This window comes from Janthinobacterium agaricidamnosum NBRC 102515 = DSM 9628 (genome assembly GCF_000723165.1).
Lineage (GTDB): Bacteria > Pseudomonadota > Gammaproteobacteria > Burkholderiales > Burkholderiaceae_D > Janthinobacterium > Janthinobacterium agaricidamnosum.
This window is the reverse complement of the sequence record NZ_HG322949.1, coordinates 1,254,529-1,274,821: the sequence shown is the minus strand read 5'-3', so window position 1 is coordinate 1,274,821 and position 20,293 is coordinate 1,254,529. Positions and strand designations below refer to the sequence as shown.

General features: G+C 57.6%; 20 protein-coding genes and 1 tRNA gene. 8 read left to right on the top strand and 13 right to left on the bottom strand.

Features of this window, described 5'->3' with window-relative positions:
- The first annotated feature begins 60 nt into the window (after window positions 1-60).
- Entirely contained in the window at window positions 61-627 is a 567-nt protein-coding gene (locus GJA_RS05420; RefSeq protein ID WP_038489586.1) for a phasin family protein, read from the top strand.
- 153 nt (window positions 628-780) lie between these two features.
- On the opposite strand, the gene GJA_RS05415 is transcribed toward GJA_RS05420, so the two are convergent.
- From GJA_RS05415 to GJA_RS05390, 6 genes are all read right to left on the bottom strand, one after another.
- Window positions 781-1,503 carry an ABC transporter ATP-binding protein gene (locus tag GJA_RS05415; RefSeq protein WP_038489583.1) on the bottom strand — a complete coding sequence of 241 codons (723 nt, stop codon included), beginning with the start codon at window positions 1,501-1,503 and terminating at the stop codon, window positions 781-783.
- On the bottom strand, window positions 1,503-2,273 hold the full coding sequence (locus tag GJA_RS05410) for an ABC transporter ATP-binding protein (protein WP_038489580.1): 771 nt from the start codon (window positions 2,271-2,273) through the stop codon (window positions 1,503-1,505). Before GJA_RS05410 ends, GJA_RS05415 begins: the two co-directional genes overlap by 1 nt.
- Before the next feature lie 9 nt (window positions 2,274-2,282).
- Window positions 2,283-3,506: an ABC transporter permease subunit gene (locus GJA_RS05405; protein WP_038489577.1), complete on the bottom strand. Its 1,224-nt coding sequence runs from the start codon at window positions 3,504-3,506 to the stop codon at window positions 2,283-2,285.
- Window positions 3,507-3,528: 22 nt separating this feature from the next.
- Window positions 3,529-4,458, bottom strand: a complete 930-nt coding sequence (locus tag GJA_RS05400) for a branched-chain amino acid ABC transporter permease (RefSeq protein WP_038489574.1) — start codon at window positions 4,456-4,458, stop codon at window positions 3,529-3,531.
- A 317-nt stretch (window positions 4,459-4,775) separates the two neighbouring features.
- The gene (gene ispH / locus GJA_RS05395) at window positions 4,776-5,723 is read right to left on the bottom strand and encodes a 4-hydroxy-3-methylbut-2-enyl diphosphate reductase (protein ID WP_174525984.1); all 948 of its coding nucleotides are present in this window, start codon (window positions 5,721-5,723) and stop codon (window positions 4,776-4,778) included.
- A gap of 11 nt (window positions 5,724-5,734) precedes the next feature.
- Window positions 5,735-6,190, bottom strand: coding sequence for an FKBP-type peptidyl-prolyl cis-trans isomerase (locus GJA_RS05390; protein WP_038489569.1), 456 nt, complete (start codon window positions 6,188-6,190; stop codon window positions 5,735-5,737).
- A 95-nt stretch (window positions 6,191-6,285) separates the two neighbouring features.
- On the opposite strand from GJA_RS05390, the gene radC reads away from it, so the two are divergent.
- From radC to rpmG, 3 genes are all read left to right on the top strand, one after another.
- Window positions 6,286-6,960, top strand: coding sequence for a RadC family protein (radC, locus tag GJA_RS05385; protein ID WP_038489566.1), 675 nt, complete (start codon window positions 6,286-6,288; stop codon window positions 6,958-6,960).
- Between the two features lie 197 nt (window positions 6,961-7,157).
- Entirely contained in the window at window positions 7,158-7,394 is a 237-nt protein-coding gene (rpmB, locus tag GJA_RS05380; RefSeq protein ID WP_010400928.1) for a 50S ribosomal protein L28, read from the top strand.
- A 22-nt stretch (window positions 7,395-7,416) separates the two neighbouring features.
- Window positions 7,417-7,584 (top strand): 50S ribosomal protein L33, encoded by a 168-nt coding sequence (gene rpmG, locus GJA_RS05375; protein ID WP_010400929.1) that lies wholly within the window; start codon window positions 7,417-7,419, stop codon window positions 7,582-7,584.
- A gap of 142 nt (window positions 7,585-7,726) precedes the next feature.
- Here the strand turns inward: rpmG and GJA_RS05370 are convergent, their stop codons facing one another.
- The 5 genes from GJA_RS05370 to GJA_RS05350 form a co-directional block, all read right to left on the bottom strand.
- Window positions 7,727-8,935, bottom strand: a complete 1,209-nt coding sequence (locus tag GJA_RS05370) for a DesA family fatty acid desaturase (protein ID WP_038489561.1) — start codon at window positions 8,933-8,935, stop codon at window positions 7,727-7,729.
- A 133-nt stretch (window positions 8,936-9,068) separates the two neighbouring features.
- Window positions 9,069-10,304 carry a mechanosensitive ion channel family protein gene (locus GJA_RS05365; RefSeq protein WP_339325649.1) on the bottom strand — a complete coding sequence of 412 codons (1,236 nt, stop codon included), beginning with the start codon at window positions 10,302-10,304 and terminating at the stop codon, window positions 9,069-9,071.
- A 198-nt stretch (window positions 10,305-10,502) separates the two neighbouring features.
- Window positions 10,503-11,810: an RsmB/NOP family class I SAM-dependent RNA methyltransferase gene (locus tag GJA_RS05360; protein ID WP_038489556.1), complete on the bottom strand. Its 1,308-nt coding sequence runs from the start codon at window positions 11,808-11,810 to the stop codon at window positions 10,503-10,505.
- A 2-nt stretch (window positions 11,811-11,812) separates the two neighbouring features.
- Entirely contained in the window at window positions 11,813-12,439 is a 627-nt protein-coding gene (gene purN, locus GJA_RS05355; protein ID WP_038489553.1) for a phosphoribosylglycinamide formyltransferase, read from the bottom strand.
- Between the two features lie 135 nt (window positions 12,440-12,574).
- Window positions 12,575-12,973 carry a barstar family protein gene (locus GJA_RS05350; RefSeq protein WP_038489550.1) on the bottom strand — a complete coding sequence of 133 codons (399 nt, stop codon included), beginning with the start codon at window positions 12,971-12,973 and terminating at the stop codon, window positions 12,575-12,577.
- A gap of 431 nt (window positions 12,974-13,404) precedes the next feature.
- Between GJA_RS05350 and GJA_RS05340 the strand changes: the two genes are divergently transcribed.
- The 4 genes from GJA_RS05340 (at window position 13,405) to GJA_RS05325 (ending at window position 16,815) form a co-directional block, all read left to right on the top strand.
- A complete protein-coding gene (locus GJA_RS05340; protein WP_038489546.1) occupies window positions 13,405-13,917 on the top strand; it encodes a glycine zipper 2TM domain-containing protein in 513 nt (170 codons plus the stop codon).
- Between the two features lie 131 nt (window positions 13,918-14,048).
- Window positions 14,049-14,843 carry a spermine/spermidine synthase domain-containing protein gene (locus GJA_RS05335; RefSeq protein ID WP_038489543.1) on the top strand — a complete coding sequence of 265 codons (795 nt, stop codon included), beginning with the start codon at window positions 14,049-14,051 and terminating at the stop codon, window positions 14,841-14,843.
- Window positions 14,844-14,873: 30 nt separating this feature from the next.
- Entirely contained in the window at window positions 14,874-16,655 is a 1,782-nt protein-coding gene (tfpB, locus tag GJA_RS05330) for a type IV pilus assembly ATPase TfpB (RefSeq protein ID WP_038489540.1), read from the top strand.
- Between the two features lie 84 nt (window positions 16,656-16,739).
- A tRNA-Lys gene (locus tag GJA_RS05325) sits at window positions 16,740-16,815 on the top strand.
- A 114-nt stretch (window positions 16,816-16,929) separates the two neighbouring features.
- On the opposite strand, the gene GJA_RS05320 is transcribed toward GJA_RS05325, so the two are convergent.
- Entirely contained in the window at window positions 16,930-19,083 is a 2,154-nt protein-coding gene (locus tag GJA_RS05320; RefSeq protein ID WP_038489537.1) for a metallophosphoesterase family protein, read from the bottom strand.
- A 125-nt stretch (window positions 19,084-19,208) separates the two neighbouring features.
- Window positions 19,209-20,210, bottom strand: a complete 1,002-nt coding sequence (locus tag GJA_RS05315) for a lysozyme inhibitor LprI family protein (RefSeq protein WP_051780346.1) — start codon at window positions 20,208-20,210, stop codon at window positions 19,209-19,211.
- Between the last annotated feature and the right edge of the window lie 83 nt (window positions 20,211-20,293).

Here is a 20,293-nt window from a genome sequence, read left to right as displayed (position 1 = left end):
TCTGCCTCATCACTACGTGCAGCATCAAATTAACCAGATTTTAATATTTTGGAGAGTTATATGTTTTCAATCCCTGAGCAGTTTTCGTCCGCTACCAAAGCCAATGTAGAAGCACAATTCGCGCTGTTCTCGTCCCTGACGAGCAAAGCGTTTGAAGGTATCGAAAAAATCGTCGAATTGAATTTGACCGCTGCCAAGGCAACGCTGGAAGAATCGTCGGCCGCTACCAAGCAATTGCTGTCCGCTAAAGATCCACAAGAATTCTTTTCGCTGACCGCGGCGCAAGCCCAGCCTAGCAGCGAAAAAGCCATCGCCTACGGCCGTCACCTGGCTGCGATCACGTCCGGCACCCAAGCTGAATTCAGCAAAGCCGCAGAATCGCAAATCGCTGAAACCAACCGCAAAGTGATCTCGCTGGTCGAAGAAGTCAGCAAAAATGCCCCTGCCGGTTCCGAAAACGCCGTCGCCATCCTGAAATCGGCCATCGGCAACGCCAACGCCGGTTACGAGCAATTCACCAAGACCAGCAAACAAGCTGTTGAAACCATCGAAGCCAACCTGGCATCGGCTGTGAGCCAATTCACCCAGGCTGCCGAAAAAGCCGTGCCGCGCGCCGCCAAGAAGTAATCGTTCTCCCCGGCATCCGCTGCCGTCTCCTCATGCGGATGTCATTATGCCCCGGTATTCCGGGGCATTTTTTATGGCCGGGTGAAAATCGGGATAAAAAAAATGGCGCCCGGGCGCCATTTTTGGTGTGCTTGCCGACTGGCGCCATTCGGCCTATTCGCCCAGATATGCCGCCTTCACACGCGGATCGTTCAGCATATCGGCCGCATTGCCGGTCATCGTGATCAGCCCCGAATCCATCACATAACCCCGGTGCGCCGCTTGCAGCGCCAGTTTGGCGTTTTGTTCGACCAGCAGGATGGTGATGCCTTCGCTCGATACCTTGCGGATCACTTCAAAGATTTTTTCCACCATGATCGGCGACAAGCCCATCGACGGTTCATCGAGCAGCAGCAAGGTCGGATGGCACATCAGCGCGCGCGCCATCGCCAGCATTTGCTGTTCGCCGCCGGACAGCGTACCGGCCATTTGCGCGGCGCGCTCCTTCAGGCGCGGGAACACCTCGAACCACTTGGCGATGTCGGCTTCGATGCCGGCCTTGTCGTCGCGCGTATACGCGCCCATCATCAGGTTTTCGCGGATCGACATGCGGGTGAACACGCCGCGTCCTTCCGGTACCATGGCCAGCTTGTTTTCGACCAGGTGGAACGACTTGCAGCCTTTCAGCGAGTTGCCCAGGTAAGTGATGCTGCCTTCAACCTTGCAAGCAGGCAAAGTGCCGGTAATGGCTTTCAGCGTGGTGGTCTTGCCGGCGCCATTGGCGCCGATCAAGGCCACCAGTTCGCCCTTGCCGACTTCCAGGTCGATGCCCTTGACCGCCTTGATGCCGCCGTACGCGACCTTCAGTCCCGCAATTTTCAGAACATTGTCGCTCATTAGTGCGATCCTCCCAGATAGGCGTCGATCACGGCCTGGTTTTTCTGTATGTCAGCCGGCAAGCCTTCGGCGATGCGCTTGCCGTATTCGAGCACGGTGATGCGGTCGCACAAGCCCATCATCAATTTGACGTCATGTTCGATCAGCAGCACGGTCTTGCCTTCGGCCTTGATCTTGACCAGCAATTCGCGCAGCGCCAGTTTTTCGGTGGCGTTCATGCCGGCCGCCGGTTCATCGAGCGCCAGCAATTGCGGATCGGTGGCCAGCGCGCGGGCAATTTCCAGGCGCCGCTGGTCGCCATACGACAGGAAACGCGCGGTGCGATTGGCGAACTGGGCGATGCCGACAAAGTCCAGCAATTCCATCGCCCGCGCACGGATCGATGCCTCTTCGTCGCGCGCCGCCTTGTGGCGGAAAATCGCGCCGAACACGCCCTGGTGCGAGCGCACGTGGCGGCCGACCATGACGTTTTCCAGCGCCGTCATTTCACCGAACAGACGTATATTCTGGAACGTGCGGGCGATGCCGGCCTTGGCCACCTTGTGCGGCGCCGATGGCGAATACGGCTTGCCCGCCAGTTCGAAGGTGCCGGTATCGGGCTGGTACAAGCCGGTGATGACATTAAAAAACGTGGTCTTGCCGGCGCCGTTGGGGCCGATCAAGCCATAGATCTGGCCTTGATGGATGGTAATGCCGACATCGGTCAGCGCCTGCAAGCCGCCGAAGCGCTTGTTGACGCCGGCAATATTCAGAATAATCGGTTGGCTCATCGTTCTATCCTATGCAGACATCACGCCGCTGGACGGCCCTGGTTTATCGGTATCGACATCGGCGGTGGGCCGGTCTTCGCTCTTCGGCGCAGGCCACAGGCCGGCTGGACGGTTCAGCATGATCAGCACCATGGCCAGGCCGTACAGCAACTGGCGCAACACTTCGGCCTCGACCACGACATGGCCGAACAGCGCCTGTTGCGCCGGTTCGACCGCGTGGCGCAGCACTTCCGGAATCGACGCCAGGATCACGCCGCCCATGATCACCCCGGGGATGTGGCCGATACCGCCCAACACCACCATGGCCAGCACGGCGATCGACTCGGTCAGCGAAAACGATTCCGGCGACACAAAGCCCTGGAACGCGGCAAACATCGCGCCAGCCACGCCGCCGAACGAGGCGCCCATCGAAAAGGCCAGCAATTTGACGTTGCGGGTATTGATGCCCATCGCCTTGGCGGCGATTTCATCCTCGCGGATCGCGACCCAGGCGCGGCCCAGGCGCGAATGCTGCAGGCGCTTGGTGATGAATACCACGGCGATGCACAGGAACAAGAACAGGAAGTAATAGGCGTTCACCGACGGCATCGAAAAGCCGCCCAGCACCACGGTGCTGTTGGAACCTTGCTCGCCGGCCAGCGATACCCCGAAGATGCGGATCGGATCGACCAGGTTGATGCCTTGCGGACCGTTGGTGAAATTGATCGGCTCGTTCAGGTTGTTCATGAAGATGCGGATGATTTCGCCGAAACCCAGCGTCACGATGGCCAGGTAGTCGCCGCGCAGCTTCAGCGTCGGCGCGCCCAGCAGCGCGCCAAACAGGCCCGCCACCGCGGCCGCCAGCGGCACGATGGCCCAGACCGACAGGTGGATGCCGTTTTCACGGATGTCCGGTCCCATCAGGTGCACCAGCGTATCGCCCAGCACCGGATATTGATTCACCAGCGATTCCAGCAAGATCGCGAATTGCGGCGACGACAGCAAGGCCGTCAAATACGCGCCGACCGCATAAAATGCGATATAGCCCAGGTCCAGCAAGCCGGCGAAACCGACCACGATGTTCAAGCCGAGCGCCAGCATGATGTACAGCAGCGCCATGTCGATGATGCGCACCCACGAATTGCCGAACTGGGCCGCGAAGAACGGGAAAACGATCAGCAATGCCGCCAGGCCGACCATGCCGGCGTACGCCTTGCCGGGATTTTTTTTGACGTCGAAATCTAAGATAGCCATGATAATCCTTGTCAGATGCCGCTCAGGCGCGGTCGGCGACACGTTCGCCCATGATGCCGGATGGACGGATGGTCAACACGATGATCAGCACGATGAAGGCGAAGATATCCTGGTAGTTACTGCCGAGGAAACCGCCGGTGACATCGCCGATATACCCTGCGCCCAGGCTTTCTATGATGCCCAGCAAGATACCGCCGACCATGGCACCGTAGATATTGCCGATACCGCCCAGCACCGCAGCCGAAAAGGCTTTCAGGCCGGGAATCGCGCCCATCGCGAAGTGGATCGACGAATAATTGGCGCCCCACATCACGCCGGCCACCGCCGCCAGCGCCGCGCCGACGGCGAACGTGGCCACGATAACCTTGTCGGAATCGACGCCCATCAAGCCGGCCACGCGCGGATTTTCCGCCGTCGCGCGCATCGCGCGGCCCATCTTGGTTTTTTCCACCAGCAAGACCAGCGCCGCCATCGAAAACGCCGCGAGGGCCAGCAGCAAGACCTGGGTTTGCGAAATCACGGCGCCGCCGATATTGATCGGGTCGCTGGACAGCAATTGCGGGAATGGCAGCGGATTACGGCCCCAGACCAGCATCGCCAGCGTTTGCAGCAGGATCGAAATACCGATCGCGGTGATCAGCGGCGCCAGCCGGGGCGCGTTGCGCAGCCGGCGGTAAGCGATCCGTTCGATGATCACATTGACCAGCATGCAGGCCGGAACCGCGCCGGCGATGGCAATCGCCAACATCCAGTAGCCGGGCAAGCCGGGATAATAGGCCGTCAGCAATTTGATGATGGTCAAACCGACCATCGCGCCTATCATCATCACTTCGCCGTGCGCGAAGTTGATCAGATTGAGTACCCCGTACACCATCGTATAACCCAGGGCGACCAGCGCGTACATGCTGCCAAGCACCAGACCATTGATGATTTGTTGGATAAATGTATCCATGGTTTAGATTGCCCTATTAATAAAATTATCGGAACAATACTTCTTGGTTTGAAATATTTTCATTATTTTTATAACATCAAACAACGACGCTTGCCCAACAAAAACGGCACTCGGAGAATTTCCCCGTAGTGCCGCTCTTGATTCGATACCACTGTGCCGGCGAGCAACTGGCGGCTGAGGCCGGTTGACATGCGATCATCAGGACAATCTATACAAGCGTTCGCAATAATAGCGATCTTTATCGAAAACTAATATCGGAAAAAGAAACAATAACCCGAATTAAATTCTGCTGCAAGTAAAATTGCTACTAATAATTACTACGCATTATTACTCTTGACACCGTCCAAACCTTTCGGTATCGGGAACGTCACCGACTCTTGCACGCCATCGAGCGCGCGCACGCTGCGCGCACCCAATTCCTTCAAGCGGTCGATCACCGCCTGCACCAGCACTTCGGGCGCCGAGGCGCCGGCGGTGACGCCGATGCGCACCTTGCCAACCAGCCAGCCTTGCTCGATTTGCGACGCATTATCCACCATATACGCCGGCGTCCCCTTTTTCTCTGCCACTTCGCGCAGCCGGTTCGAGTTCGAACTGTTCGGGCTGCCGACCACGATCACCATGTCCACCTGCGGCGCCATGAACTTTACGGCTTCCTGGCGGTTGGTGGTGGCGTAGCAAATATCGCCTTTTTTCGGCTCGACGATCGAGGGGAAGCGTTGCTTAAGCGCAACAATAATATCGGCCGTATCGTCGACCGACAAAGTGGTTTGCGATACATAGGCCAGCATCTCAGGATCGCCGACTTGCAGCTTGGCGACATCGTCCAGCGTTTCCACCAAGTGCATGCCCAGTTCGGCCTGCCCCATCGTGCCTTCCACTTCCGGGTGGCCGTCGTGGCCGATCATGACGATTTCGCGGCCTTCGCGGCGCATCTTCGCGACCTCGACGTGAACCTTGGTGACCAGCGGGCACGTCGCATCGAAAATGCTCAAACCGCGCGCTTCCGCCTCGGCCCGTACCGCCTTCGACACGCCGTGGGCGGAAAACACCAGCGTGTTGCCGGAAGGAACATCGTCCAGTTCATCGATGAAAATCGCCCCCTTGTTGCGCAAATCGGCGACCACATACGCGTTGTGCACGATTTCATGGCGTACATAAATTGGCGCGCCGAACTGCGACAAGGCACGCTCGACGATTTCAATGGCGCGGTCGACGCCGGCGCAAAAACCGCGCGGTTGCGCCAGTAAGATTTCTTTATCCATCATTAATCCTGTTAAAGCACCGAAATGAGCTTCACTTCAAACTTCAAAGGCTGGCCAGCCAGCGGATGATTAAAGTCGAACAGCGCCGAATCTTCTTTAAGTTCGCGCAACACGCCGGCAAAACGCCCGCCGCCCGGTGCCGCGAAGTCGACCAGGTCGCCTACTTTATAGTCCGCGCCCGGCACCGAATTCTCATCCAGCGTGGCGCGCGTGACCGACTGCACCAGCTCCGGATTGCGTTCGCCGAAACCCTGGCCGGCGGCCAACTCGAAGGTTTGATGCGCGCCTTCAGGCAAGCCAATCAGGATTTCTTCCAAAAACGGCGCCAGTTGCCCCTGGCCCAGCATCAAAGTGGCCGGGTTTCCGTTAAATGTTGTGACAATATCAGTACCGTCCGCTGTCGCGAGCCGATAATGCAGAGTGAGGTAAGCAGACGACGTGACGACTGCAGGTTGCGCGTTGGACATAATATTCTGTGTAGGCATGCAAAACGATATTGTAAGCCACGCTGGCCCGGCGCGCCCCATGCGGCATGCAAGGCAGCCCATATTTCGGGGGAATCATGACAATCAAGGATTGGCCAGCCGGGGAACGCCCGCGCGAACGCCTGATCAGCGAAGGACCGCACGCCTTGTCGGACGCCGAATTGCTGGCGGTATTCCTGCGTACCGGCGTGCGCGGCAAGAGCGCGGTGCAACTGGCGCGCGACACGGTCGACCACTTCGGATCGTTGCGCGGCCTGTTCGGCGCCAGCCTGATCAATTTTTCCGCAGTGCATGGCCTGGGCTCGGCCAAATTCGCCCAATTGCAAGCGGTGCTGGAACTGGCCAAGCGCGCCATTGGCGAAGAATTACAGGCGGGACAGACTTTAGGTTCACCGGAAATCGTGAAGCACTATCTACGTTTGATCTTAAACAACAAAAGCCACGAATCTTTTTATGTGTTGTTCCTGGACGTCAAAAACCGCCTGATCGAAGCGAAGGAAATGTTTCGCGGCACCTTGACGCATACCAGCGTCTATCCGCGCGAAGTGGTGATGGAAGCACTGGCGCGCAATGCCGCCAGCGTCATGCTGGCCCATAACCACCCGTCCGGTTCGCCGGAGCCGAGCGAATCGGACTTGCTGCTGACCCGCGCACTGATGCAGGCGCTGGCCCTGGTCGATGTGCGCATCCTCGATCATTTTGTCGTCGCCGGCAACCAGGTGCATTCCTTTGCCGAACATGGCCAGCTGTAGTCCGCTGAGCGACACAAAACCTCCTTGTTTACAAGTGCTTACAGCAGAATTGCGCCTCTTGAAACACCTGCCAGACAAATTGTTAAATTAATTCAGTAATTCGTGACACAATTGTTTTTCGCAAGTCATTGATAATTCTGATTTTTTTGGATATACTCTCGTTTTTCCAATTGTGGAATGTCTTTAAGGAGTGCGCCATGGCACGTGTTTGCCAAGTCACTGGGAAGAAGCCGATGGTCGGCAACAATGTTTCCCATGCAAACAACAAAACCAAACGTCGTTTTTTGCCTAACTTGCAAAATCGTCGTATTTTTGTTGAATCTGAAAACCGCTGGGTCTCCCTGCGTTTGTCCAACGCCGGTCTGCGCGTCATCGATAAAGTCGGCATCGACGCCGTATTGGTCGACATGCGCGCTCGTGGCGAAAAAGTCTAATTAGCAGAATAAGGGAGCTATCATGGCAAAATCAGGCCGCGACAAAATCAAGTTAGAATCGACCGCAGGTACCGGTCACTTCTACACGACCACCAAAAACAAACGTACGACGCCTGCGAAAATGGAGATCATGAAATTTGATCCTAAAGCACGCAAGCACGTAACGTACAAAGAAACCAAGATCAAGTAATTGATTGCCGTGTTTTTGACAAGAAAAGCCGTTCATTGAACGGCTTTTTTGTGGGCGTTTGTTTTATTGCCGCATGATGGCCGGATGCCCGGCCATAAAAAAAGCTCCTGAAACAGGAGCTTTTTGATCAAGTAAGAACAACTTAGGCGTAGCTGCGCAGGCGCAAGGAAAAATCCTGCAGCGACTTGATGCCGGACTCTTCAGCCCGCACGCACCAGTCTTGCAACTTGTGCAGCAATTGATCGCGGGTGAAATGGGAACGTTCCCAGATCATGCCCAGCTCGACCCGCATATGGTGCATGGTTTCCAGCGCTTTACTATGTTGGAACAATTCAAACAATTGCTGTTGCTGGGCGCCTTCCAGCTTGCCTGGCTCGCGCTGCATCAATTTGCGCGACGACTTCAAGAAGCGCGATTCCAGTTCGGCCTTGCTCTTCAAGTGTTCCAGTTCTTCCTTCCACGCATGCTTGATCGACTTGGCGTACTTCGACATCACGTCGTAGCGGTTGGCGATCACCGATTGCAAGGTGTCGAAGTCGGCTTCAAGCTTGCCATGGGAAAACTTCGGCGCCGGTGCGCGTTTCTTGACCTTGGCCATGCCGAGCATTTCCAGGCCCCGGATATAGGCCCAGCCAATATCGATTTCATACCATTTTGACGACAGTTTCGCCGACGTTGCAAACGTATGGTGATTATTATGCAGTTCCTCACCGCCGATCAGGATACCGAACGGAATGATGTTGGTGGCTGCGTCGGCGCAATCGTAGTTGCGGTAACCCCAGTAGTGGCCGATACCGTTGATGATGCCGGCGGCAGTGACCGGTATCCACATCATTTGCACGGCCCACACGCTGATGCCGATCACGCCAAACAAAATGAAGTTAATGAAAAACAAGGACACCACGCCCAGCCAGCTATATTTGGTGTACAGATTGCGCTCGATCCAGTCGGTCGGCGTGCCATGGCCATACTTTTCCATGGTTTCCAGGTTTTTCGATTCGGCGCGATACAGTTCGGCGCCTTCCCAAAACACTTTCTTGATGCCGCGCATGACCGGGCTGTGCGGGTCCTCTTCGGTTTCGCACTTGGCATGGTGCTTGCGGTGGATCGCCGCCCACTCCTTGGTCACCTGGCCGGTGGTCAGCCACAGCCAGAAACGGAAGAAGTGGCTGGGAATGGCGTGCAATTCCAGCGCCCGGTGCGTTTGATGGCGGTGCAGGTAGATGGTGACGCTGGCGATCGTAATATGGGTCACTGCCAGCGTGTAAAAGAAAACTTGCCAAGCGGATAAATTGGTGACGCCTGTCACCAGGAATTCCAGTACTGCGTTTAAAACTGAACTAAAAGTCATTACTGCTCCAGAGTGGATGGCTGCTTCGCGGTCGCTGCGGGCTTGCCGGCAGGTCCGCTATTCTCGGATTTTAGGCGTAATTGTACGCGCAATTAGGGGGGATCAGATGAATTTAGGACAAGCGTTGGAACGTTTAAGGACGTTGCGTGGCGGGCTGTTCAGGCACCATGCCGGTGCCGGCCGCCGCAACGGGACCCGGCATGCCGATGATGCGCACTTCACGCTGCGTATAAGGCACGGAAATCTTATGCTCCTGCAGCGCGCGCCAGATGGCGCGGTTGACGTCCGACGTCACGCCGCCGCGGCCATTCTCCGGATCGGCGATCCAGAAACCAAGCTGCAAATCGATGCCGTCGGCGCCGAAACGCACCAGCGTCGCCGATGGCGGCTGGGTCCTGGACACGCGCGGAATGCTGGCTGCCGCCGCGGCCAGCAGCGGCAGCACCATGTCGATATCGGTGTCGTAAGCCACCGACACCGACGTCGACAGCGCCACCATGCGGTTCGACAACGACATGTTTTGCACGCCGCCGGAAATCAGCATTTCATTCGGCACCACCGATTCCACGCCATCGAGGCCTTGCAATACCGTGTAGCGGGTATTGATCTGGGTCACTTTTCCGCTGTATTTATCGACCGTGATCATATCGCCGATGGTCAGGCTGCGGTCCAGCAAGATAATGAAGCCCGACACATAATTGGCGGCGATCTTTTGCAAGCCAAACCCCAGCGCCACGCCAAACGCGCCGCCAAAAACCGACAACACCGTCAAATCGATGCCCACCAGCGACAGGCTGACCAGCACCGACACCAGGATCAGCACGGCGCGCCCCATGCGCGACATCACCACCCGCAACGACGAATGCAAGCCTGACATTTTCATCAGGCGCTCATCCAGCGCGGCGCCAGCCCACATCGCCAGTATCATCAGCAGCACCACCGATACGGCGGCCTGCAAAATTGTTTCCAGGGAAACCTTGTTGCGCCCCAGCGGCACCATGGTGTTGTCGAGGAATTCCAGCAGGCCCGGCCACAAGCCGGTGATATACAGCGCCACGCCCAGCCACACCACCACGGCAAACACCTTTTCAAACAGCAGCATGGTGGCCGTGACTTCGCCGTGGCGCGCAAAGACGCGGCGCAGCAGGTAAAAACCAAAACGGATCAGCGCCAGCGACGTGCACAGCGGCAAGGCTACGCTCAATACGTGGACTGTTTGTGTGAGGGAAAGGAAATATTTGGCGATCGCCAGCAAGGCGGCGATCATCAACGGCGCCAGTACCCGCACAAAGCTCTCGGCGCCGAAACGCGCCGCTGCGGAAGCCGCCGGCTCGCGCCGCAACAGCCAGCCGCGGGCCGTTCGCGCCAAGCCCCAACCAACCACAGCACACACGATAATGGCGCTACATTGCCACATCATTGCCGGATTACGCGCATCGTTGGCAAAATCACTGATCAGGTTGGTGAGCGGGATCTGGGTCATGGGCGCCGGGGCATCTGAACATGGCGGCGAGCGCAAGGGCTGAACACCCCGCTCCCGCACGCAGGTTTAACACGGATTGAAAACTTATTCTGCAGCCTGTTCCGATGGTTTTTCATCGGCATAGACTTTTTTCACCATCGGCTTGCGCTCGAACACGGCCGCGAAGAAACCGTCGGTTTGATGCTTGTTAGGCAGCAACTTCAGGTAATCGCCCATTTCCAGGTCAATCTTCTGTTCCGCCAGCACTTGCGACATCGGCAGCAAGAAGAAGTCCGGATGGGCGGCCAGGAATTGTTCGGCGATCTGATCGTTTTCTTCGTTCAAAAAGCTGCAAGTCGCATACACCAGGCGGCCGCCGCCTTTTACCAGGCGCGCCGCGCCGTCGAGAATCGCGGCTTGTTTTGCCTGCAGTTCGACCAGCGATTGCGGCTGTTGACGCCATTTGACGTCAGGATTGCGGCGCAAGGTTCCCAGGCCGCTGCATGGCGCATCGACCAGCACGCGGTCGATCTTGCCCGCCAGGCGCTTGATCTTGGCATCGCGTTCATGCGCGATCTGCACCGGATGCACATTCGACAAGCCGCTGCGCGCCATGCGCGGTTTCAGCTTGGCCAGGCGTTTTTCCGAGACGTCGAATGCATACAAGCGGCCGGTATTGCGCATCAGCGCGCCCAATGCCAGCGTCTTGCCGCCCGCGCCGGCGCAGAAATCGACCACCATTTCGCCGCGCTTGGCGCCGACGATTTGCGACAGGATCTGGCTGCCCTCGTCCTGCACTTCGATGGCGCCGCTCTGGAACAGCGGCATGTTTTGCAGCGACGGCTTTTTCAGCACGCGCAAACCGAGCGGCGCGTAAGGCGTCGGGGTGCTCAGGATAGGCGCTTCGGCCAGCGCCGACATCACGTCTTCGCGGGTCGATTTCAGCGAGTTGACGCGCAGGTCCAGCGGCGCCGGCGCGTTCAGCGCATCGGCCAGCGCCATCGTTTCGGCTTCGCCATACTGGGCAATCAGCTTGTCGAACAGCCATTTCGGCATGTTGGCGCGCATCAGCGGCTGCATCAGGCTGCGGTCGATTTGCTTGATGCGTTCCAGCCATTCGACTTCTTCTTCGGTCAAGCCGCCCAGCGAATCGACGCCCATCGCTTCGGCCAGGCCAAGGATGGTCAGGCGGCGCATGGTCGGGCCGTTGCCGCCTTCGGCAAAATCGGTGAAGAATGATTTATTGCGCAGCACGGCGTAAATACCTTCGGCGACAGCACCGCGTTCGCGCGAACCGAGGCGCGGATGGTCGCGGAAATAACGCGACAAAGTGGTGTCGGCTGGCGCCGTAAAACGTAAAATTTCGCGCAATACTTCTTCGGTATTGGCAAGAATTGCTGGTGGCAATCTCATTATTATTTTCCTGTAGGTGTATGTTGAGCGTCCACGCGGACTACGCCGTTCTCGACCGACAGTTTATCGTCGATGAACAGGCGGATGGCACGCGGGTACAGCAGGTGTTCCTGCTCCAGCACGCGCGCCGATAAGCTTTCTTCTGTGTCGCCAGGCAATACCGGCACCACCGCGCTGGCCACGGCCGGGCCATGGTCCAGTTCGGCGGTCACGAAATGCACAGTGGCGCCATGCTCCGTCTCACCGGCTTCCAGCGCCTGGCGGTGGGTCGCCATGCCGGGAAACTTCGGCAGCAGCGACGGATGGATGTTGAGCATGCGGTTTTCATAATGGGCCACGAATGGCGCCGTCAGGATGCGCATGAAACCGGCCAGCACCACCAGGTCGGGCTGGAAAGCGTCGACCGCGATTTGCAGCGCGGCGTCGAACTCGGCACGGGTCGGATAATCCTTGTTGGCGACGACAGCCGTCGCGATCCCCCGCCCGGCCGCAAATACCAGGCCCGGGGCATCGGCGCGATTACTGATGACGGCGGCGATACGGGCCGGCCATTGCTCGGCCTGGGCCGCGCGGACGACCGCTTCCATATTGCTGCCGCGGCCAGAAATGAGGATAACGATGTTTTTCATAGCGCGCATTGTACCCGCTATAGTGATGCGAACCAAGAATGACACTGACATTTTGTTGCAGTGCAACACAATGGCCGCCCCAAAAAAGACGGGTCGCTACGCCGGTTTTACAGGCTGTTGGTGGAAATTGCGGAGTTATACAAATGAATAAAAGACGCGGAACGGGACTTTTTTCTCAGCCCAATAATCGGCGGCGTCGCGAAATACGTCGAGCAGGGTTTCGCGCGCTTCCTTGTCGAATTTTTGCGTATTCGGTAATTGCTCCAGCACCACCAGGAAACCGGTTTGCGGACCGGCCTTGAACATGGTCTCGGTCAGGCACACGCGCAGCGCTTCCAGGTTCTTGCTCAGGCTTTTGGGAAACAGGAAAGACTCACTGATAGTCGCCAGCACTTGCTGCTTGGTCAAGCCAGCCAGGCAATGTGCATATAAAAAATGCTGCCCGAGACGAATCGCCTCGTCCTGCAACTCGGTCACGCGAAAGGCACGGATGGATTGGACAAGGTTGGGCGGCACGGTTATTAACAAACTCATTTTTCCCTCAAATCGACCTGTTATGTATGGATCTGCTTGTGCTTTTCTATTCCGTCACGCCATGCGGGTCAATGCGCATGACGTGATTCAGTAATACCATACGCGTATTAGGGTAACGTGTTGTACTGCATGAATCAACCCGAAAATGATATCAAACGCAAGATTTGTTACAAACAGGCTTTTTTAGGCAAATCAGGACTCTTCAGATCACCTTCAGCGCAAGGCGATACAATACCGCCATCGACATTTTTTTTCCGCCGGTTTCCGTCTTCTGTATCCGATGCAAGCACATGTTACAGCTCACGGGCAAGACCATGCCGGCTGTTACAATTTGTTGCCATGCTAAATACACTACGGGATAAAGCCGGATTACCATGCAGTCATGTTGTAAAAAACGCTGTATCCAGAATTTCCACATAACGAGGTAACAAATGAACTTGCAAGCCAAATTAATGATGTCAGCCCTTTGTATCGGTGCCTTGCCACTCGCCCAGGCCGCCGACTTCGAAGATTTCGGCCGGGTCGTGCGGGTCGTCCCGCAAGTCGAGCAAGTGAACCGCCCACGCCAGGAATGCCGTACCGAATATGTCCAGGTGCAAACGCCGCCGCAACAGCGCAGCGCTGGCGGCTCCATCGTCGGCGGTATCGCCGGCGCCTTGCTGGGTAGCCAGGTCGGTGGCGGCAATGGCCGCACCGCCGCCGCGGCAGCGGGCGCGATCGCCGGCGCCATCACCGGCGACCGCCTCGACAACGCCAATAATTACCAGGGTGGCACCCAGCAGCAAGCGGTGCAGCAATGCCGTACCGTCGACCACTGGGAATCGCGCAACAATGGCTATCAAGTCAGCTACGACTACCGCGGCCGCAATTACACCAGCATCATGTCCTACGATCCGGGCCAGCAAGTGCGCCTGCGCGTATCGATCGAGCCTGCGCAACAGTAACAAACAAGCAAGTACCATCCTTGCTGTCCAGACTGCCGGTCGCATGACCGGCAGTTTTCATGTGCGGGCCGGTTTCTCTTGCTTTGGCGTAAGGCAACGCGGGATAATGGGGCAATCTATCAGGCTGCCTTATGCTCATCAAACGAAAATCGATCGAAAAAGAAGAATCCTCGCGCGCGCCGCGCAAACCACGCTATGCGCCGGTGACCCTGTCCGAACTGGATGGCGTGCGTTACCTGCACTTCGGCACGGAATGGGTGCAAGGCGCGATGCGCATCCGCAAGCCGGACTGGCCGGAACTGGAATACGCGCAACAAATGATGGTCTGGATGCTGTTCATCGAGCAGCCACAACATGTGGCCCAGCTCGGTTTGGGCACGGCCACGCTGACCAAATTCTGCTACCGACAGTTCCCACAGGCAAAAGTTACCGCGATTGAACTGAATCCGGCCGTCATCACCGTCTGCGAGTCGATGTTCAAGCTGCCGTGCAACGATGAACGACTCGAGGTGCGCGAGCAGGATGCGCAGGACTTCGTCAACGACCAGGCCAATCACGGCACGCTCGACGCCTTGCAAGTGGACTTGTACGACGCCACCGCGCGCGGCCCGGTGCTCGACAGCGCCGAGTTTTATGCCGCGTGCGCCGCCTGCCTGGCGCCGCACGGCATCATGACCGTCAACCTGTTCGGCGACCATCCGAGCTATGCCAAAAATATCAAGGCGATGAAATTTGCGTTCGAGCAGGTGATTTGCCTGCCCGAAGTGCATGATGGGAACGTGGTGGCGATCGCCTTCAAGAGCAAGCCGGAACTTGACGCCGACCGTCTGGCGGCGCGTGCGGCACAAATCGTGCTGGACACTAAATTGCCAGCCAAGTCCTGGGTCAAGGGCATCAACAGCAGCACCCAGCCAGCGGCACGATAAATCCGCACCAGTCCGCATAGAGAGCAGCCGATGAAGAATGCGCCGCCCAAGTTACTCGACTTGCAACAAATCTTCACCTGGCTGCTGGCCGACGGCCTGGTCGCGACCGCCAACGTCAAGACGGTGTTTGCGCAGGCCCAAGGGATCCTCAAGAATACCATCGGCAATATGCACCCGCTGTGCGCCGTGGCCCATTGCAAGCTGTTGTCGGCCTTGCCTCCGCATAAACTGCTGACGCTCGATTTCCTCAGCGAATGGCTGGCCGGCAAGGCCAGCCTGCCCTTCATGCGCATCGACCCGCTGAAAGTCGATTTCACCAAGGTGGCCGACGTGATGTCGGCCAGTTATGCGGCGCGTTTTAATATCTTGCCGGTGGAATTGACCCACAACACGCTGGTGATCGCCACCGCGGAACCGTTTGCGCTCGACTGGGAAAGCGAGATCATCAAGGTATCGCGGCGCACCATCAAGCTGGTGATCGCCAATCCGCTCGATATCGCCCAATACATTTCACAGTTTTTCAGCCTGGCCAAGTCGATCAAGAACGCCAATAAGTCGACTGGCCAGGATTTAGCGCTGCGTAACAACTTCGAGCAATTGGTCGAGCTGGGGCGCAGCAATAAACAAGTCGATGCCAACGACCAGCACATCATCAATATTGTCGATTGGCTGTGGCAATATTCATTCGAACAGCGCGCATCCGACATTCATCTGGAGCCAAAACGCGACATCGGCTCGGTGCGTTTCCGTATCGACGGCGTCTTGCACCAGGTCTACCAAGTACCGGCGGTCGTCTTGCTGGCGATGACGGCGCGCATTAAATTGCTGGGCCGCATGGATGTGATTGAAAAACGCCGCCCGCAAGACGGCCGCGTCAAGACCCGCACCGCCGGCGGCCAGGAAATCGAACTGCGTTTGTCGACGCTGCCGACCGCCTTCGGCGAAAAGCTGGTGATGCGCATCTTCGACCCCGAAGTGGTGGTCAAGACCTTGCCCGAACTGGGTTTCCCGCCGGACGACGCATCGCGCTGGGATGCGCTGACCAGCCGTCCGCATGGCATCATCCTGGTCACCGGGCCGACCGGTTCCGGCAAGACCACCACGCTGTACACCACCTTGAAAGCGCTGGCCACGCCGGAAGTGAATGTGTGCACCGTGGAAGACCCGATCGAAATGGTGGAAGTCGCGTTCAACCAGATGCAAGTACAGCCCGGCATCGACCTGTCGTTCGCCGATGGCGTGCGGGCATTGATGCGGCAAGACCCGGACATCATCATGATCGGCGAAATCCGCGACCTGGCCACCGCCGAAATGGCGATCCAGGCCGCGCTGACCGGCCATCTGGTGCTGTCCACCTTGCATACCAACGACGCGCCGTCGGCGGTGATGCGGCTGCTGGAACTGGGCGTGCCATATTACCTGCTGGAAGCGACGCTGATCGGCGTGATGGCGCAGCGCCTGGTGCGCACGCTGTGTCCGGATTGCAAAAGCCAGGATGGCGAGATCAACGACGACATCTGGCGCAGCCTGGGCGGTGCGTGGAACCTGGCCAAGCCGGCCAAGGTGTACCGTCCGGTCGGGTGCCCGGAATGCCGCCAGACCGGCTACCGCGGCCGCACCGGGATTTACGAATTGCTGAGCATCACGGAAGCGTTCAGCCAGCTGGTCAAGGAAGATACCGACATCCACGCCTTGCGCCGCCAAAGCATCCGCGACGGCATGAAACCGCTGCGCATCGCCGGCGCGCTGAAAATCATCGAAGGCGTGACCACGCAGGAAGAAGTGCTGAAAGTGACGGCAGCCTTATCATAACGCCATCCCACACTGATTTTATGTGAACTTTTTGATGGAAGTCTTTGCATAATTTTTCAACTGATATATAATGCGGCCTCTTTCGGGTCGTTAGCTCAGCTGGTAGAGCAGCGGACTTTTAATCCGTTGGTCGCAGGTTCGAATCCCGCACGGCCTACCACGAATGCGCAGTACAGAAAAGCCAACCTCCAGGGGTTGGCTTTTTTCATTTCGCTTGATGTTCAAGCAAAAAAGCGGCCGCACAATGCGGCCGCCCTTTGCCGTCAAAAACAGCTTAATTAAAGCTCAGCGCCGTCGTATTGGCGTTGCTCAATTTCCTGGCCTTGAAATCGATCACGAAATGGTCGCTCGGCTTGGCCGAACCCAATCCCTTGAAGATCGCAAACACTTGCTTGAACTGGTTTTGGAACAGGACGTTGACGGCGTTCTGGTCCGATGGCAAGTCGCCGATCCTGGCGATGGGCGCCGGGTTGGCCGGAAAGGCCGACATCAGCACCTTGTACTGGTTCACGCGCAATGTTCCCATGTCGCGCAAGGCCAGTTCGCCGGCGTACACGGTGCGGTGGAAATCGCCATGGAAGTCGTAGGCGCTGATCGCCGCGAAGTCGTCCAGCTTCAGGCCGGCGGCCGTCGCCAGCGTAGCGGCTTTAACCGTGGCGGCGGCCCAGTCTGCCGTCAACTGGCTGGCCGGCACCGGCGTGCCGCCGGCCACGCCCTTCGCCGCGCAACTGGCGCTGATCGGCACCACCCCCGGCACTTGCGCCAATTGCGCCAAGGTGACCTGAGTTTGCAATTGCGACAGGATCAGCATTTGCCTGGCATCCAGCGCCGTCGCCGCTTCCTTCATTTCGCATGGCCAGTATTCATCCATGAAACGCAGGCGCGACAATTCGCCGAAATAGAAGCGCGTGAAGTCGCCGTACGAGGTGGTGTCGAGCACGGCGCGGTTCCAGCGTTTCTTGATATCGCCGGGAGCCGTGCTGCCTTGCAGGTAATCGTATTCGACCTGGTACAGCGGGAACAATTCCTTGAAACGCGGCACCGAATTGAGCGCGACGGTTTGCACGTCGACCGTGTCGCTATCCTTGTAATTGACGATCTTGTACGACGCGCCATACACCGCCAGCGACGGCGACTGCACGTTGACCAGGTAGTTGCCGGCGGCATCCTGGAAATCGTTGGTGCCGTTGAAATGCATATGGCCGCCGATGTGCAGGCGCAAACCGGTCGCCGCCAGCGCGCTGGTGGTCGCGGCATCCGGCACGCGCGCGGTCTGGAACGCGCCCGGCTTGAATACGGCTTTCATCGCGCCGGTCTGGTTGGCATAAAAATCCATGGTCGGATAATGCGAGAAGGCCATCAATTGCTTGCCTTGCGCCTTGGCCCGTTCGACCACCGACTTGATCCATTCGATCTGGTGTTTTTTATGCGTCAGTACCTTGTTCCAGCCGGCATTGCCGGCGCCGTCGAAGCCCTTGAAGGATTTAGGATTGGCCGGATCGAAATTACCGTTCGGGATATACACGTTGGCGTCGATCGACAACAACCACAAGCCTTTTACCGGCTCCACCAGATAACTGGCGTCGATGATATTGCTGCATTTGGTATAAGGCTTGCCCAGCGCCTTTTCGCCGGCGGCACGATAAGCGCCGCCCTCGCCTTCGGCGCACATTTCAAACTGGCGGTTTTTCAAGTCGCCTTTGATCACCGCGTCCGCATAGCTGTACTGATTATTCGCATACAGACCAAACGGCGTTTCCCAATACACGTCATTCTTGTTCGGCATATAGCCGAAGTCGGCCAGCTTGGTAATCAGGCTTTCATAACCCTGTTCCTTCAACTGGTCGGTACATACCACGCTGGCGTCCCTGGCCTTGCATGCTGCATTGCCGGTCGCGAAGACTTTTTGCTCTTTACCGTCCTTGGTCAGGAAATCGCTTTTACCGGCTTCGTCATCGTCATACGGTTCATTCGGGTCGTGGTTGCCCGGCGCGATAAAGAAGCGCATGCCCTTGGCCTGGTATTCGCGCAGGATATCGCTGATGCCGTCGATATTGATCGGCTGCGCATCGTCGGAATAATCGCCCGGCAGCGCCACCAGTGTGATGCCCTTGCCGTAGGCGTCGTCGAGCGCGGAACGGAAGGCAAAATAGTTTTCGTTGAACAGGCGGGTCGACGTCAATTGCGCATACATGGTGCGGATGGTCGCATTCTTGCCATCCTTGGTCGGAATGCCGGAAAACTGCGTGCTTTTCAAATCGCCATACACGTTTTCAAAGTGCACGTCGGTCATGAAGGCGACGCCGGGATTCGGCGCGGCCGGCGCTGGCGGCGGATCGATATCGTAACTGCTGCCGCAGGCCGATAATAAAGCCGCGCATAAAAATGCGCCGGCATATAGCGGGCGCATTGCGAACTTACTTGTCATGAATGACCTCCGAAGGGCCGTATCAACAGCGTCCGCAGATGCTGTTTAAGCGAACCATATTTTATAAAAATAATGATCCGTCATCATGACGATGAAAAGTTACCTGATGATTACATCAACATTGATTACTGGGAGACCAATGCATCCAGTTGCTGCGTACGGCGTTCGGTCAGCAGCGTTTTCCACGAATCGGCCGCCACCTTCGGATATTTCAACACGCCGAATTTGACCATCGCATCGCGGTATTTCAACCAGGCGCGCTGGGTATTTCTGATGCCGTCTTTGGTCACCGTACCGAAGCCGCCGCCATCTTTTGCATTCATCACCTTGCGATAGGCGTCATTCAGCTTTTTATCGGCGTCGGCAAATCCGGCGCTGCTATAACGCGGCGTATTTCCCTGCTCGAATTTCTGCAAATCCTTGGCAAATACATCCAGTTCGGCCGACGTCGCCGCGATCGACATCGCCGCGCGCGCAGTGCCGCTCAAATCCGTTTCATCGCGGCCACGGCCATCGGCAAATACCTGCAGCGCCTTTTGCACCTCGCTCAGGGCCGCCTGCTGCGCCGGCGGCAAGGTCTTGGCCACGCTGTTCACTTGATGGCCGCGCGCCTTGGCGGCTTGCCGTTCGCTGATCTGCTGGCAATACCCCATCATGGCGCCGCTGGTGATGTCGTCGCACAAGTCAAACGCTTCCTTGCCGCCTTTCCTGGCAATGTCGTTCAGATGCTCGATGCGGCCGCTCATTTCAGCCGGCGCGGCGGCAATGCTGCACGCGTATTTCACCGCCAGCGGCGAATTTTTCGCCACGCCAAAGCCATTCGCATACAACATCATCAAGACCTTGCCGTTCTTCTTCGCGATGGCGCAGGCACGCACGTTTTGCCAGTCGGCCTGGCTGGCCGCCGGCAAACTCCTGGTGTCGTAATACAAGTCTTCGGCATTGCAATCGGCCGGCGCGGCGGCCCCCACATCGGCGGCCGGCGGCATGACCTTGGCGACCTGCACGCATTGCTTGTACCAGGCTTCCGTTTCGGGATGGTCGATCCCCATTGCGCTGGTATTCGGATACGGGACCGTATCGGCCGCCATGGCGTGTGCGCCCAGCAAACCGGTGAACAGCAGCATGGATGTCAGTTGAGTGAAAGAGTTTTTCATTGATAGCGAATACATAAAATTTTAGGGAAGTCCCGACTTGCCAATAGCAATAT

Excerpts from the sequence above, each read along its gene's own strand:
- GJA_RS05420 (WP_038489586.1), top strand. The coding sequence starts at position 61 with ATGTTTTCAATCCCTGAGCAGTTTTCGTCCGCTACCAAAGCCAATGTA.
- GJA_RS05415 (WP_038489583.1), bottom strand. The coding sequence starts at position 1,503 with ATGAGCGACAATGTTCTGAAAATTGCGGGACTGAAGGTCGCGTACGGC.
- GJA_RS05410 (WP_038489580.1), bottom strand. The coding sequence starts at position 2,273 with ATGAGCCAACCGATTATTCTGAATATTGCCGGCGTCAACAAGCGCTTC.
- GJA_RS05405 (WP_038489577.1), bottom strand. The coding sequence starts at position 3,506 with ATGGCTATCTTAGATTTCGACGTCAAAAAAAATCCCGGCAAGGCGTAC.
- GJA_RS05400 (WP_038489574.1), bottom strand. The coding sequence starts at position 4,458 with ATGGATACATTTATCCAACAAATCATCAATGGTCTGGTGCTTGGCAGC.
- ispH (WP_174525984.1), bottom strand. The coding sequence starts at position 5,723 with ATGGATAAAGAAATCTTACTGGCGCAACCGCGCGGTTTTTGCGCCGGC.
- GJA_RS05390 (WP_038489569.1), bottom strand. The coding sequence starts at position 6,190 with ATGTCCAACGCGCAACCTGCAGTCGTCACGTCGTCTGCTTACCTCACT.
- radC (WP_038489566.1), top strand. The coding sequence starts at position 6,286 with ATGACAATCAAGGATTGGCCAGCCGGGGAACGCCCGCGCGAACGCCTG.
- rpmB (WP_010400928.1), top strand. The coding sequence starts at position 7,158 with ATGGCACGTGTTTGCCAAGTCACTGGGAAGAAGCCGATGGTCGGCAAC.
- rpmG (WP_010400929.1), top strand. The coding sequence starts at position 7,417 with ATGGCAAAATCAGGCCGCGACAAAATCAAGTTAGAATCGACCGCAGGT.
- GJA_RS05370 (WP_038489561.1), bottom strand. The coding sequence starts at position 8,935 with ATGACTTTTAGTTCAGTTTTAAACGCAGTACTGGAATTCCTGGTGACA.
- GJA_RS05360 (WP_038489556.1), bottom strand. The coding sequence starts at position 11,810 with ATGAGATTGCCACCAGCAATTCTTGCCAATACCGAAGAAGTATTGCGC.
- purN (WP_038489553.1), bottom strand. The coding sequence starts at position 12,439 with ATGAAAAACATCGTTATCCTCATTTCTGGCCGCGGCAGCAATATGGAA.
- GJA_RS05350 (WP_038489550.1), bottom strand. The coding sequence starts at position 12,973 with ATGAGTTTGTTAATAACCGTGCCGCCCAACCTTGTCCAATCCATCCGT.
- GJA_RS05340 (WP_038489546.1), top strand. The coding sequence starts at position 13,405 with ATGAACTTGCAAGCCAAATTAATGATGTCAGCCCTTTGTATCGGTGCC.
- GJA_RS05335 (WP_038489543.1), top strand. The coding sequence starts at position 14,049 with ATGCTCATCAAACGAAAATCGATCGAAAAAGAAGAATCCTCGCGCGCG.
- tfpB (WP_038489540.1), top strand. The coding sequence starts at position 14,874 with ATGAAGAATGCGCCGCCCAAGTTACTCGACTTGCAACAAATCTTCACC.
- GJA_RS05320 (WP_038489537.1), bottom strand. The coding sequence starts at position 19,083 with ATGACAAGTAAGTTCGCAATGCGCCCGCTATATGCCGGCGCATTTTTA.
- GJA_RS05315 (WP_051780346.1), bottom strand. The coding sequence starts at position 20,210 with ATGCTGCTGTTCACCGGTTTGCTGGGCGCACACGCCATGGCGGCCGAT.